This window comes from Corallococcus exiguus (assembly GCF_009909105.1).
GTDB classification, from domain to species: Bacteria; Myxococcota; Myxococcia; order Myxococcales; family Myxococcaceae; genus Corallococcus; species Corallococcus exiguus.
This window is the reverse complement of the sequence record NZ_JAAAPK010000010.1, coordinates 158,624-173,030: the sequence shown is the minus strand read 5'-3', so window position 1 is coordinate 173,030 and position 14,407 is coordinate 158,624. Positions and strand designations below refer to the sequence as shown.

Here is a 14,407-nt window from a genome sequence, read left to right as displayed (position 1 = left end):
CACGGGAGGAATGTTGCTCGCCTTCTGGATGGGCTGCGCGGCGGAAGCCCCCACTGACAAGGTCCCCGGCCTGGGAACGCAGGCCGGGGACGTCACGGACGCAACACAGCCACTCACCGTCGTCGCCAGGGACGCGGAGCGCGGCGTCCCGACGATGGCGTGGGCACCGCTGGGAGCACCTGCCGCTCGCTCGGGGCAGAAAACGCCTGAAGCCGCCGCGCGGCGGCACCTGGAGCAGCACGCGTCCCTGTACCGGCTGTCCCCCACCGCGCTGCAAGCCGCCTTCGTGCACCGGGTCCACGACACGGGCCGCGGCGGCATCATCGTGGCCTTCCGCCAGCGCGTGGGTGGCATCGACGTGGTCCGCAACGAGCTGAAGGTGTTGATGACGCGCGACCTGTCGCTCGTCGCCATCACCGGCAACCTGTATGACGGCGTGGAGGGTGCACCGGCGACAGCCCGGAGCGCCTTCCGGACGTCCGCGTCCCAGGCGGTGGCCGCCACGCTGGGAGACCTCTACGGCATCACGCTGGAGGACACGGCCGTGGTGGCCCGGGCGGAGGCCACGACGTCGGGCCGCCAGCGGTTCGACCTCACGTCCAGCCGGGGCGTGAAGCGCGCGGGCGTCTCATTGGTCGTCCCCGCCGAGGTCCGGCAGGTGTACTTCCCCCAGGCGAACCGGCTCGTGCCCGCGTGGTCCGTGAACGTGCTCGCGGAGCGTACCGGGCAGGAAGGCCGGCGCGGCTACGAGTACCTGGTGGATGCCGACCAGGGTGGCACGCTCCAGCGCAGCAATCGCATCTTCCATGACAGCTATTCCTACCGCGTCTGGGCGGACGCGGATGGAACGCCCCAGGACGGCCCCCTGCAGGACTTCACGCCGTATCGCAAGGACCCGCCCGAGCCGGCCTTCGTGTCCCCGCGGAACATCACCGTGGACGGACGCGCCCATGCGGGCGGAGTGGATTCCTGGCTGCCTCCGGGCGCGACCACCACCTCCGGCAACAACGTGTCCGCCTATGCGGACCACTTCGACCCGGATGGCTATACCGAGGGCTCCGACACCTGGGCCTTCGTGAATCCCGCCACCCGGAACTTCCATTACGACTACGAGCCCACGCTGGGCCCCCTGGCCCGGCCGTCGCAGACGCAGGCCGCCATCACCAGCCTCTTCTACACGACCAACTGGCTGCACGATTACTACTACGCGTCTGGCTTCACGGAAGACAAAGGCAACGCGCAGCAGAACAACCATGGCCGGGGCGGCAAGGAGGGCGACGCGCTGCTCGCCGAGGCCCAGAATCAGGGGCCCAACCCACAGGTCCGCAACAACGCGGCCATCTACGTGCCGGCTGACGGGCTGCCTCCCCGCATGGAGATGTACCTCTTTGAGATGCCAGAGACCCGGTCGTTCCAGGTCGCGGAGGTGGACTACGCCACGGGCCGGGCCAACTTCGGCCCACGCACCTTCCACCTGGACTCGCTCCGGCTCGTCCTGGCGCAGAGCGGCTCCGCGTCGGTGACCACCGCGTGCCAGGCGCTGACGAATGATGTCTCGGGCGCCATCGTCCTGGCCGACCGGGGCGGCACCTGCTCCTACGAGCTCAAGGCGGTGAATGCCCAGGCCGCGGGAGCGGCCGGCCTCATCGTCCTCAACCACACCGAGGGCGCCCCTCCCCCCAACATGTTCGAGTCGGATCCGCTGCTCAATCCCACCCTTCCGCTGATGTCCGTTTCATATGAGACGGGGCAGACCTTGAAGGGCCTGCTCGCCAATGGGCCGGTGGCGGGGACGATGAGCATCACGTCAGACCCTGAACGGGACGGGACGATTGACAACACCATCGTGTCGCATGAGTGGGGACACCTGCTCCACCTGCGGCTGGTGGAGTGCCACCTGCCCGTGTGCCTCGCGCAGAGCGAGGGCTGGGGGGACTTCATCGCGCTCCACCTGATGGTCCGGGAGAAAGACGCCTCCGAATACAACGGCACGTATGGGATTGGCGGATATGCCGCGCATGTCCTTGGCGACAGCCTCTATTACGGCATCCGCCGGGTCCCCTACTCCCGCGACCCCACGAAGAATGCGCTCCGCCTGCGCCACATCAGCGACGACGAAACCCTTCCCGTGGGGCCCCCGCTCCGCGACAACGGCGGGTTCAACTCCGAATCGCACAACGCGGGCGAGGTCTGGGCCTCGATGCTCTTCGATGGCTACCTGGCGCTGATCGACGAGGCCGAGAAGACGGGCTCGTCCTTCGCGGAGGCGAAGCGGCGCATGGCGGACTACGTCGTCGCCGGGATGGTGGCGGCGCCCGTGGACCCCACGCTCACGGAGCAGCGCGACGCGTTGCTCATGGCGGCTGGCAGCCAGGACCCGCGCGACATGCACCTCCTGGCCGAGGCCTTCGCGGGGCGGGGCGCGGGCACCTGCGCCCGTTCCCCTCCACGCAGGTCCCTGAACTTCACGGAGGTCCACGAGGCCTATACGGTCCAGGCGGACCTGAGATTCGAGTTCGTGAAGGTGGATGATGCCCGCCGCACGTGCGACGCGGTGCCGGATGGCATCCTCGATGCCGGGGAGGCGGGTTCACTGCACCTCAAGATCACGAACCTGGGGCCCAAGGCCTCCCCGGAAACCCACGTGACCGTCACCAGCAGCCGGCCGAGCGAGGTGTCCCTCCCCACGGGAAAGTTGTCCGTGCCGCCGGTGCCGCCCTTCGGGTCCATCTCCATGGCCATCCCCATCGAGTTGGCCGTCGCCCCCACGCGCCCCCGGGACCTGGAGCTGACGCTCACGCCGAGCGGCTCCGGTTTCTGCCAGGCCCCCGTCCCGCTCCGGCACATCCTCAAGGTGGATCACGACGAAGAGGCTTCCACGACGGACACGTTCGAGAGCCCCTCGACGGCGTGGAGCACGGTGGTGCTGAAGGGGGCCGCGGACCAGGCGTGGCAGCGGGTGCTGGCCCCGGACAGCACGGTGGATGCGGCCAACCATGTCTGGTTCATCGCGGACGGCCCGGACCTCGCGGACACGGCGCTGGTGTCGCCCCGCCTCACGGTGTCGGGCTCCGTGCCCTTCACGGTGACGTTCGACCACCGGCATCGCTTCGCCTTCGACGTGGACTCCTGGACGGGCCAGAAGACCTTCTGGACGGGCGGCGTGATCGAGCTCACCCAGGACGGTGGCCAGCCCTGGGAGGACGTGAGCAAGCATGTCGACCCGGGGTACGGGGGGAAGCTCGACTCGACCACGAGCAACCCCCTGGGCGGACAGCAGGCATACGTCGCGCAGAGCAGCCTCTGGCCACGGATGAACCAGGGCACGAAGTTGGATTTCGGCTCGCGGTTCGCCGGGAAGACGGTCCAGCTGCGGTTCCGGTTCGGCTCACCCTGGTACGTGGAGTCCCATGGCTGGGAGGTGGACAACGTCGTGCTGTCGGGCGTGGTCGGCAAGCCGTTCAAGGCCGTCATCCCCAACGCGGGCACCTGTATGCCGAGCGCCAACGCCGGTGAGGATCAGCTCGTCGAAAGTGGCGCGGCGGTCACGCTCCAGGGCTCGGGGCACTCGACCGCGCCAGGGACCGTGATGACGTACACGTGGCGGCAGCTCGATGGTCCGCCCGTGGAGCTGACGGGCGGAGGCACCGCGTCCGCGTGGTTCCTGGCGCCCATCGTTTCGAGCGAAACGCCGATGCACTTCGAGCTGACCGTGAGCGTCGGTCCGCTGCTCGTTGACACGGACACGCTGGAGATCCGGGTCAAGCCCGAGGACCCGACGACGGATCCCGACCCGGATCCGGATCCGAACGTAGGTGGCGGGGGCTGCGCCAGTGCCTCCCCTACCTCAGAGCCCTCCACCGCCTGGGTGGGGTGGCTGGTCGGAATGCTCGCGGCCCGGCGCCTTGCGTTGCGCCGGGCCGGGCGTTGAGGAGCTCAGTCGCGTCCTCCAGCAGGGCACCACGCGGTCTCGCGTGAGCTGCTCGGGCGGGCGGTGGCTGGAGTGCTGGTTGTGCACCACGCCGTCGTGCAGCAGGAACGCGTAGAAGAGGCCCGACTGGTAGAGCATGGAGGCCGTCGCGACGGCGACCCCGAACCCTCCGAGTCGCGTCCGGCGCCGCGCTTCCCGAGCCAGCACCTCCGGCGGCAACTCCAGCGCGTAGGGATGGCCCAGATCCAACAGGGCGTCCTTCGCCGCCTGCCGCACCGTCACCCCTTCGCGGCCCGCGCGGTCGCCCAGCGGGTGGTCCGGCGCCAGCAACTCCAGCAGCAGATCCGCCCGTGCCCGGGACGTCTCCTCTTCCGTGGGGGCCCGTCGCAGCGACGCGATGAGCAGGTCGGTGTCCGCCCGGGTCGCGTCGGGTGAGCGCACCGCGTCCGTCATCGCTTCGAGGGAAGGCTGCGCGGGACGTGGCTGCGACCGTGACATGGTGTGCGCTCCCTCGGGCTCGCTGACTCCGGTGCGAGGCCCGAGGATGGGTGTGTGCCGCCCGGCGGCCCACCCCGGGGGCGCGGTGGTGGAGCTGGAGACGCAGGTCCACCGCGTCGACGACGGCCGCGTGCGCCCCTACCGCTCCCCCCGGGGCGCCTGGCTGCGCTTCCTGCGCCTGGGCTCGAACGTGCCCGGGCCGCGGAACGTCCTGCCCATGATGGCCCACGCCTCGACCGCTCCGGGGAGCTGAGCCGGCCCGCGGTGCGCGCGGTATCCTCGTGGGATGTCTGATCTCTACGCGGTCCGAGTCCTCGGTGTGTCCCGGCAGGCCGTCCGCCTGTCGGTGGCGCGCGTTCACCCTGACGCCGGGAAGCCCGCGCCTCACGCCGTGTTCGCATTGATGTTGATCTACGACCCCATCGAGAAGGCGGAGGACGCCGAGTTCAGCAACTACCGACACCTGAAGGACGCGGCGCTCGTGCGGGAGGTGGGGGGGCGCAAGGTCTTCACCAGCGAGTGGATGAACGCGAACGCGCGGGCCTTCGTGTCGAAGGTGACGCGGTCCGGCCCCTTCCTGGACATCCAGCTGACGCACCCGGCGTGGGGGGAGCACCTGCGCCCGCGGATGGCCTGGCGGACGACCGCCCACGACGTCGGCCCGGGCCTGCCCGCCGAACCTCGGGTGCCCGCGATGGAGCAGGCGACCGTCCCGCGCTCACCGGGTGAACGGACTCCGAAGGCCGTGGGCGCAGGAGCGAAGAAGGCAGCGAAGGCGAAAAGCCCGGCGAAGAAGGCCGCGACGGTGAAGAAGACCGCCGTGAAGAAGACCGTGGCGAAGAAGGCCGCGAGGGCGAAGCGAGGCGGCTGAGGGCCCCGGCGGCGTCTGGCCCCGGGCAAGCACCTCCGGTAGGAGCAGCCGGGCATCGCGGCGCGCACGGGCCGGTGACATTCAGTCCCGTGACTGCTTCAGGCATGCGGAACCCGGGGCCTCATCCCGTATGCTCCGCGCCCCATGTCCCCGTCCCTGAACGCCCGAAGCGCGCTCGCCGCGGCCTCGCTCCTGCTGACGCCCCCGGCGCTGGCACAGGCACCGCAGGCCGGCGCGCCGCCCGCGGAAGCGGCCCCGCCCGCGCAGGCCCAGCCCGTCATCACCAAGCCTCCGGAGCTGCTGCAGCAGGTGGAGGCCACCTACCCTCCCGAAGCGCTCGCGGAGGGGGTCACCGCCTCCGTGCGCCTCATCATCACCATCGCCGCGGATGGCTCCGTGTCGGAGGTGTTGCCCACGGAGCCCGCGGGCCATGGCTTCGACGAGGCGGCCATCGCGGCGGTGCGCCAGTTCCGCTTCTCGCCCGCGGAGGTGGACGGTGTGCCCGCGCCGGTGCAGGTGGAATACATCTACCACTTCACCCTCAACGCCCCTCCGGAGGAGGCCCCCGGACCCGACCAGGCCCCGGTGGCGCGCAAGGCCACGCTCAAGGGCCAGCTGATTTCGCGAGGCAGCCGCTCGCGCGTGGCCGGCGCCACGGTGCGCTGCGGTGACGACCCGGAGGCGCCCGAGGCCCTCTCCGACGCGGACGGCCGCTTCAGCCTCGACGTGCCCCCTGGTGAGTGCGCGGTGCGCGTAGTGGCGTCCGGCTACCAGCTCTACCAGACGAAGGAGCTGCTCCAGGAGGACGAGACGACGGAGGTGAACTTCTTCCTCGCCCCCACCGGCGGCGCGCTGGAGACCGTCGTGCGCTCCGACCGGCCGAAGAAGGAGGTCGTGCGCCGGACCATCACGCGCCAGGAGGCGCAGCGGACGCCGGGCACCTTCGGCGACCCCATCCGCGTCATCCAGACCCTGCCGGGCGTGGCGCGTGCGCCCTTCATCTCCGGCCAGCTGCTGGTGCGCGGCTCCAACCCCGGTCAGACGGCGACGATGATGGACGGGGTCGGCATCCCCCTCCTCTTCCACCTGCTCGGTGGGCCCTCGGTGGTGAACGCGGAGTTCATCGACCAGCTCGACTTCTTCCCGGGCGGCTACGGCAGCCAGTACGGCCGCGCGGTGGGCGGCATCGTGGAGGTCGGCACGCGCAAGGGCGCCGCCGACACGTTCCATGGCTCGGTGAAGGTGGACCTGCTGGACGCGGGCTTCTTCCTGGAAGCCCCCGTGACGGACGGCATCAGCGTGGCCGCCGCCGCGCGCCGTTCGTACATCGACACCATCCTCCCCGCCGTCCTCCCCAAGAGCGAGGGCAGCACCCTGTCCGTGGTCCCCAAATACTGGGACTACCAGCTGCGCGTGGACTTCGGCGCGAAGCGGGATGCCCGTTCCGAAGAGGAGGCCCAGGCCCTGGCGGGCAGCGCGCGCAGCACCGGCTACGTCATGGCCTTCGGCAGTGACGACCAGCTCCGCCTGGTGACCGGCGGCCCGGAGACGGAGCGCGACCTGACGGTCGACACGCACACCCTCTTCCACCGCATCAAGGGTGACTGGACGTACCGCAAGGGACAGCTCACGTCCGTCTTCACGCCGTACGTGGGCTACGACGGCACCAGCTTCAAGTTCGGCGCCGCGAAGCAGGATGGAGTGGGCTACACGGTGGGCGCGCGCGAGGTGCTGGGCCTGGAGCTGTCCTCCAGCCTCACCGTGCGCACCGGCCTGGACCTCGTCTACGAGCACCAGTCCTTCGACGTGGAGTTCCCCGCCCCGGAGAACTTCGAGTACGTGGCCTTCCCCGGCGCCGAGTCCGTGGGCGAGCTGCTGGTGGAGAAGATTGGCCTCGGCTCCTTCGACGGCGCGCTCTTCGTGGAGGCGGACCTGAAGGTGGGTAGGTTCACCTTCACCCCCGGCGTGCGCGGCAACTTCCAGCGCGCGGGCGACGCGCGGAACGTGGCGTTGGATCCCCGGCTGTGGGTGAGCTTCGCGGCCACCGAGCGCACCCAGCTCAAGGGCTCGCTCGGCCTCTACAGCCAGCCGGCGGAGACGTTCCGCTTCATCTCCCTGCCGTACGGCAACCCGGACCTGGCCTACCAGCGCGCGTTCCAGAGCAGCCTGGGCGTGGATCACCGGCTGACCGACGTGCTCAACGTGGACGTCACGGGCTTTTTCAACCGCCGCTTCGACAACATCGCGGCGCCCGGCGACATCCTCTCGCTCCCGGGTGGAGGCGTGGTCCAGCTGCCGTACTCCAACCAGGGCATCGGCCGCGCCCTGGGCCTGGAGGTGATGGTGAAGAAGCAGCGCGCGTCCGCGACGGACAAGTGGTCCGGATGGCTGTCGTACACCTTCAGCCAGTCACTCGACGGGCGCACGGGCCGCGCTCCCGAAGGGAATGGTGGAGACTTCGGCGGGGGCTTCGGTGGCAGCGGCGACGAGACGTATGGCCTCAGCCCCTTCGACCAGACACACATCCTCACGCTGGTGAGCACCTACGTGCTGGGCAACGGCTGGGAGCTGGGCGGGCGCTTCCGCTACACCACCGGCCGCCCGACGACGCCGCTCAACCACACGTTCGACCAGTACCAGGTGGACCGAAACCGCTTCAACGGCACGTACGGCCCCTACGCCTCGGCGCGCACGTCCGGGTTCCACCAGCTCGACATGCGGCTGGACAAGAGCTGGCAATTCCAGAGCTGGACGCTGGGGGTCTACCTGGACGTGCAGAACCTCTACAACGCGGAGAACGTCGAGTTCACCTTCAACGACTACCGGCAGCGCCGGGAGTACGAGGTGCCCGGCATCCCCATCCTCCCCGTGGTGGGCGTGAAAGGAAGCTTCTGACATGAAAGCCCTGCTCAACACCGGAAGCCTGCTGCTGCTGGCGCTGACCGCCCTCGCGTGCGTCGAACCCGAGGACAAGCCGTCGAGCGTGCACGACCTCCGCGTGCTCGGCGTATCCACGGAACGGCCCGAGCTGATCGCCTCCACCTGCGACCAGACGCCGGAGGCCTTCGACGAGTTGGCGGAGGAGGTGACGTACCGCGCGCTGGTGGTGGACCCCGCCGGCGCGGGACGCCCCATCCAGTACCAGCTGTGGGCCTGCGCGGATCAGGACGACCGCACGTGCGCGACGGAGGCGGACCGCGCCCTGCTCGCGGAGGGCACCACGACCGCGGGCGAGCTGACGCTCCCCATCCGTCCCGGCGCGGCCCGCGTCTCTCAGGACAAACTCCTGCTGGAGCGCGTGCTGGCGGAGGACGCCTACAAGGGGCTGGGAGGCATCCGCATGCCGCTCGTCCTGAGGGTGTCGGCGGGCGACGAGGAGATCTACGCGCAGAAGCTGATGGTCTTCTGGTGCCCGGTGGTGGAGGGCATGAAGGCCAACGAGCAGCCCGTGCTTCCGGGCCTGCGGGTGGACGACGTGGCCTGGCCGGAAGGTGAGCCGCTGGAGCTGAGCGGCCCCGGGCCCTTCGTGATGACGTCCGAGGACGTGTCGGACCGCGAGGAGAACTACATCGTCCCGGGCCTGCGCCTGCAGGCCGTGAACCTCAAGGAGGCGTGGGAGATCGCCTGGTACACCACGCTGGGCGAGTTCAACCTGTCGGAGACGGGCGGCGCGGACTTCGGTGGCCAGCAGGGACGCCACCGCGTGGAGTGGGAGCCAGCGGAAGGCGCGGCGGCCCAGGAGGTGACGTTCTGGGCCGTGGTGCGGGACGGGCGCGGCGGCAGCTCATGGGTGGTGCGCCGGGCTCGCTGGACGCCCTGAGCACCGCCGTCCCTCCCGGGAACCGGGTTCAGCGCGGTGCGGCGCTGGCGATGAGGTCGTTGATCATCTGCGGCATCTCCGTCGCCGCGCCGACGTCGAACCTGTCGATGCTCATGAAGAACCCGACCCCGCGAACGGGTGAGAACGCCAGGTAGTTGAACACGCCGCTCGTGGCCCCGGCCTTCTGGAGGATGAACGGCCGGTCGCCCCTGGGCATCATCACGACCCAGCCCAGCCCCATCGCATCCATGTGGCCGGACTCGTCGAGGCCGAGGACGGGGTGCAGCCCGTCACGCTGCACGTAGGTGGCGTGATTCAACAACCGCGTCTCCGTGTCGGTTCCACCGGCCTCCAGGTGCCACTGGAGCCACCGGAGCAGATCCCCGGGGGTCGAGTACAGGCCGCTGGCGCCCCGTGGCGTGGAGTCATGGGTCGGCTGGCCGTTGCCGTTCGCCATGGGCCACGGCTTGCCGTCCGGCTGGTAGCCGCCAAACAGGTTCTGGGTGCGGTCGTCGGTGCACCCGACCTTCCAGGGCGGCGCGTTGTACGAGGTGTGTCCGAGCTGGAGTGGAGCCAGCACCTCCTGGTTCAACAGCTCGTAGAAGGACGCGGCCCCGGACGGGTTGCACTGTTCGACCATCGCCCGGGACAGGGCGTTGAAGCCCACGTTCGAATAGAGCGCCCCCGTTCCCGGCGGGAACAAGACGGACGGCAGCAGCTCCGGCTCCGGCGCTTCGAGCCCGATGTTCGGTGAGACCTCACGGGGCAGGCCGCTCGTGTGCGTGACGAGGTCGATGAGACGGATGGCCGGATTCTGGGAGACCTGCGTCGTGAAGCGGGCCTGCCCCTTCACGACCATCCTGGCGAGCAGGTGTCCCGTGAAGGCCTTGGTGATGGAGCCGAGCGGCACGAGCGTCCGTGCATCCGGCTCCAGGCAATCCCTACCGCCCCAGCCGAGGACCGAGCTCGCGAAGGATCCATCGGAGCCCCGGACGATGGCGCCCATCACCAGCTTGGGGAGCTGGTACTTGAGCTGGAAGACGTCGCCCGCGAACGCCGCGCCCTCCACGAGCGGCTGGAGCCGGGCATGGGCCGCCGGGAATGGCGGCATCTTGCTCAACTGATATTGCCAGATGTCTTCACGCAGCCCGTCGGTGAACGGCTTGGCGTAACCGTACTGGTCATCCAGAGGCCCGGGGGCGGCGCCGTCTCCCTGGTAGAGCCCGAAGAGGAGCTGGGGACTCTTGCCATCCGTGCGCATGAAACAGGTGAAGTCCCGGCTCGCGCGCGTCAGCCCCAGATAGACCCCGATCTGCCGCGGCTCCGCCGGGGTCAGGTCCAGCCGTGCGACATCCGCGTAGGTCTTCTCGCCGGGGAGGATCCGGGTCCCCGCCGGAATGAGGCACTCCCCCGGGGCGAGCCCCTCGAAGCCGGTCACGAAGAGGGTCTGATTCGCGAGGGTCAGGACGCGGATGATGGGATTGGAACTGGCCACGGTGTTCTCCTTTTTCACTGCGAGAGTACACGAGCACCGAAGGCCAGGCGTTGCCAGCGAAGCAACCTCCACGCGGGCTTCGTAGCCTCTCGGGCCACGTGAGAGGTGGACGCCAGGGTGTGATTCCGCGCGGTTGAACGCGGCCATTTCCTTGCAGCGCTTCCGGGCACTCCCACGGAGGTCCACGCATGAGACGCAACGGACTCATTGCTTCGTTCCGCCTTCCCCATCTCCGCCCCGCACTGGGCACACTGGTTCTCGCGGCGTCGCTGTGCACGGCGACCGCCGAAGCCGCGGCCCTCCGGGTCATGCCCCTGGGGCTTGGCTCCGGCACCGTCACCGGCACGGGCATCAACTGCACCAACATCGTCGGCAGCGACTGCGATGAAACCTATAGCGCCAGCGCGTCCGTGACCCTCACCGCCACGCCGTCCGCGGGGTCCTCCTTCCAGGGCTGGAACGTCGACCTGGACGCGGACCTGTCGTCCACGCCGGACTGCACGGGGACGACGCCCAGCTGCACCCTGTCCATGGGCGTGGCTCGTTCCGTGAAGCCTGTCTTCCGGCTCGCGGCGGGCACCGTCAATCCCATCCCCGTCGTCAACACGAGCGCCATCACGCCCGAGGAGATCGAGGCGTATCTCAACAATCCCGCCAACGCGGCCACGAACACCGTGGCCCGCTTCATCAGCGCGCTGCCGGCTGAGTACAGGGCCAGCCCCATCCTGATGGCGCGTTCAGAGAGCCTCCAGACGGGCACCGCGGAGCACCCGCGCCTGCTGCTCTCCAGCCAGACCGCCCGGTCCGTCTTCTCCATCGGGCCCGCGCCGCATGCGTCCTATCCAGGCTCGCATCCGGACGTCATCGAATACATGCAGTGGGACGAGGCGACGAAGAACTTCCGCTTCCACGAAATCATCCTCACGACCATCCCCCAGATGGGCTCCATCCCTCCGCGCTCGCGCCACATCGAGAAGGATGATGGGAAGTGCGCGGCCTGCCATTCGACGCGGAACGTGCTGAACCTCACGGGCATCCCCGGTACGACTGGCTTCCCGGTGGGCGTCATCAAGACGAAGAACAAGCCCAACTGGGACCCCTACGACAGCTGGGGCGGGATGCTCCCCTTCAACCGGGATCGCCTCTACCAGGGCTCGGTGGACACCGCCGCGTTCCGCAAGCTCTTCAACCCCTGGACGTGGCGAACGCAACCCGAGGTCCGCCGACTCATCGAACAGCTCCGGCTGCAACCGCCCGGACGGCTTTCGGCGGGGAGCCCCCACCTCATCACGCGCTACCGGGGCGGCCCCAACGACGGGACGCCGCGCTTCAGCTTCGACCTGACGCCCCCGGTGACGACGGAGCCCGTTCCATCGGGGACCGCCACCATCGCGACGGCGTATGCCTTCAACGCCCAGCCTGGCTCGGGCGCGCTCACCTCCGTCACCCGGGGTGGCCCGTCCGTCACGCTGTTCCATGACTCGCTCATCTCCGGGGACGAGGGGCGCGGCGTCCAGCTGTTCGACCTGCTGGGCGGCTTCGATGGAAGCCTCAACCAGCGGCGCATCGCGGACGAGCTCGCCAGCCACCGCTGGGCGACTGGCAGCGTGTACGTCGATCCGCGTCCGGTGGCCCTGGCCATCACCAAGGGCTGCCTCACCATCAACAGCTCGCTGAATACGGTTCAGAGCAGCCCCTCGGGTCTGGCGGTGAACCTGCCCTTCTTCACGTCGCGCAACGGCATGGGCATCAACGCCCTGCGCGACGACACCCTGGCGCGCACGCAGAGCATCCCGCGCCGCAAGGCCGACATCGAGAAGCTCAACCTGAGCCGCGCGGGCGACCCCTATCTGATGACCGGGACGACGGTGAACGGCCTCATTCCGCAGTACGGCGCCGCGACCAGCGCGTCGACGGACGTGTCGCTGACCCGGCTGAGGCAGGAGGTGTTCCGCCGGCCCATCGACAACCCGGCCCCGGACTCGACGGTCATGGGCGGCATCCTCGTGGACCGGGAGAACTACAGCCCCAACACGAACCTGGTGGCCCTGTACCGGTACTTCCTGGAGCCGCTCGGCGTGTCGGTGGACAAGTGGTCCCTGGGCGTGCGCGGACGCTCGCGCGCCTATGGCTTCGCCGACGTGTTCAGCACGTACACCGGCGCGCTCCAGACGGAGCTGGAGGCCAACCTGACGGCGGACCCCATCCCCGGTCTGGCGGCGCCCTTCTCCTGCGCCAGCCTGATTCCAGCGGTGAACACGACGCTGGCCTCGCTGCCACCCGTGGGCGACTACCCGACGTACACGGACGTGCAGCGCATCTTCAACAAGGCCTGCATCGAGTGCCACGGCGGCCTGGACTACCCGCCGTACAAGAACTTCGGCACCTACCTGAACCTGGCCGAGGACCAGAGCGCGCCCGGCGTGAATCCGCTCACGGCGTCGTATGCCATTGCCGCGCCCATGGCCACCAGCGAGACGGGGCCGCTCTTCGACCGCATCACCCGCACATCAGAGGACTGCCCGAACGGGATGATGCCGTGTGGCGGACCGCCGCTGAGCCAGACGGACGTCGAGACCCTCCGGCGGTGGATCATCGGCGGCAATCCCTCCCTCTGGGGCGACCCGCACCTGACGACGATGGACGGCGTGCGCTACGACTTCCAGGGCGCCGGTGAGTACGTGCTCCTGCGCGACCCGGGGCTGGAGCTCCAGGCGCGCCACACGCCCGTGCAGACCGAGCAGCCCGTGGGGCCGGATCCGCACACCGGCCTGACGGCCTGCGCGAGCATCACGACGGCGGTGGCGGTGCGCGTCGGCCCGCATCGCGTCAGCTACCAGATGAACGCGGAGAAGCCGGAGCTGCTGGTGCTGCGCGTCGACGGCAAGCCGGTGACGCTGGACAAGGAGCTGCTGCTCCCCGCCGGAGGACGCATCACGTCCACGGGGACGACCGGCGGCATCCGCATTGAATCCGCAGGCGGCACGCGCATCACCGTCACCACGGATTGGTGGGCGCACTACGGCCTCTGGTACATGAACATCGACGTGCGGCAGGCGCGCGCCAGGGAGGGCCTGCTGGGCCCCATCGCCCCGGGCAACTGGCTGCCCGTGCTGCCGGACGGCTCACAGCTGGGGGAGCGTCCCTCGGACCTGGGGGACCGCTACGTCGGCCTGTACGAGAAGTTCGGCGAGTCCTGGCGGGTGACCAAGAACACGTCCCTCTTCGACTACGCCTCCGGGTACTCCACCGAGTCGTACACGCTGCGCGAATGGCCCGGATACAAGGCGGACAGCTGCCGCATCGAGAAGGCGCCGCCCGGCATCCCGGTGGTGGAGCCGCTGAAGGCCATTCCGCTGGAGCAGGCGGAGGCGCTGTGCAAGGGCGTCTCGAAGGAGCGTCTGCGCGACTGCGCGCAGGACGTGGCCGCGACCGGCGATCCGGTCTTCGCCAAGACGTTCGTCACGACGGAGAAGCTGGGCCGCAACCTCGCGCCCGAGACGCTGGAGCTGGTGACTCCGAAGGAGAACGCCATCACCTCGTCGAGCGTGACCTTCGAGTGGAAGGACGCGTACGACAAGGACGGGGACGCCGTCGTCTACCGGCACTGCGTCTGGAGTGTGAACACCCGCTTCACCTACGCGGCCTGCACGAAGGGCGTGCCCGAGCAGTCCAGGACGGTGAAGCTGGAGGGCGGCCGGGACTACTTCTGGAAGGTCCTCGCCGAGGACGGCCGGGGTGGCACCACGGAGAGCCGCACCTGGCGCGTGACGGTGAAGTAGCCACACGTCG

General features: G+C 69.5%; 8 protein-coding genes. 6 read left to right on the top strand and 2 right to left on the bottom strand.

Features of this window, described 5'->3' with window-relative positions; genetic code table 11:
- The first annotated feature begins 10 nt into the window (after positions 1–10).
- On the top strand, positions 11–3,931 hold the full coding sequence (locus GTZ93_RS31615) for a M36 family metallopeptidase (protein ID WP_139916015.1): 3,921 nt from the start codon (positions 11–13) through the stop codon (positions 3,929–3,931).
- Here the strand turns inward: GTZ93_RS31615 and GTZ93_RS31610 are convergent.
- Positions 3,848–4,429 carry a hypothetical protein gene (locus tag GTZ93_RS31610; RefSeq protein ID WP_139916016.1) on the bottom strand — a complete coding sequence of 194 codons (582 nt, stop codon included), beginning with the start codon at positions 4,427–4,429 and terminating at the stop codon, positions 3,848–3,850. The two genes, GTZ93_RS31615 and GTZ93_RS31610, sit on opposite strands and share 84 nt — an antisense overlap.
- A 46-nt stretch (positions 4,430–4,475) precedes the next feature.
- On the opposite strand from GTZ93_RS31610, the gene GTZ93_RS31605 reads away from it, so the two are divergent.
- From GTZ93_RS31605 to GTZ93_RS31590, 4 genes are all read left to right on the top strand, one after another.
- Positions 4,476–4,682, top strand: a complete 207-nt coding sequence (locus tag GTZ93_RS31605; protein WP_139916017.1) for a hypothetical protein — start codon at positions 4,476–4,478, stop codon at positions 4,680–4,682.
- Positions 4,683–4,715: 33 nt separating this feature from the next.
- A complete protein-coding gene (locus GTZ93_RS42195; protein ID WP_167548520.1) occupies positions 4,716–5,300 on the top strand; it encodes a hypothetical protein in 585 nt (194 codons plus the stop codon).
- 144 nt (positions 5,301–5,444) lie between these two features.
- Positions 5,445–8,195: a TonB-dependent receptor gene (locus tag GTZ93_RS31595; RefSeq protein ID WP_139916018.1), complete on the top strand. Its 2,751-nt coding sequence runs from the start codon at positions 5,445–5,447 to the stop codon at positions 8,193–8,195.
- 1 nt (position 8,196) lies between these two features.
- A complete protein-coding gene (locus tag GTZ93_RS31590; protein ID WP_139916019.1) occupies positions 8,197–9,120 on the top strand; it encodes a hypothetical protein in 924 nt (307 codons plus the stop codon).
- Between the two features lie 28 nt (positions 9,121–9,148).
- Here GTZ93_RS31590 and GTZ93_RS31585 read toward each other — a convergent pair whose 3' ends face one another.
- Positions 9,149–10,615: a serine hydrolase gene (locus GTZ93_RS31585; RefSeq protein WP_161663170.1), complete on the bottom strand. Its 1,467-nt coding sequence runs from the start codon at positions 10,613–10,615 to the stop codon at positions 9,149–9,151.
- Positions 10,616–10,803: 188 nt separating this feature from the next.
- Between GTZ93_RS31585 and GTZ93_RS31580 the strand changes: the two genes are divergently transcribed.
- Positions 10,804–14,397 carry an InlB B-repeat-containing protein gene (locus GTZ93_RS31580; protein WP_139916021.1) on the top strand — a complete coding sequence of 1,198 codons (3,594 nt, stop codon included), beginning with the start codon at positions 10,804–10,806 and terminating at the stop codon, positions 14,395–14,397.
- The last annotated feature ends 10 nt before the right edge of the window (positions 14,398–14,407 follow it).